General features: G+C 67.6%; 1 pseudogene. It reads left to right on the top strand.

Annotated features, from left to right (window positions below):
• A pseudogene (locus SB756_RS33690) lies at positions 1-233 on the top strand (aromatic acid/H+ symport family MFS transporter); the annotation flags it as partial.
• Positions 234-247: the final 14 nt, after the last annotated feature.

Here is a 247-nt window from a genome sequence, read left to right as displayed (position 1 = left end):
CGCAAATGTACGGCCTGTCGGTGCGCTCCACCGGCCTGGGCTGGGCCTCGGGCATCGGTCGCAATGGTGCCATCGTCGGCCCGCTGCTGGGCGGCGCGCTGATGGGCATCAACCTGCCGCTGCAACTCAACTTCATCGCCTTCGCCATCCCTGGCGCAATCGCTGCGCTGGCCATGGCTGTGCACCTGGCCAGTGGCCGTCGGCAAGCTCAGGCCCTTGCGGCGCAGGCATAACCCGAAGAACAAGC

It is taken from the genome of Pseudomonas sp. SIMBA_068 (genome assembly GCF_046534705.1).
Taxonomy (GTDB): Bacteria; Pseudomonadota; Gammaproteobacteria; order Pseudomonadales; family Pseudomonadaceae; genus Aquipseudomonas; species Aquipseudomonas putida.
The sequence above is the reverse complement of the archived record's forward strand: the minus strand, read 5'-3'. Positions and strand labels throughout refer to the sequence as shown.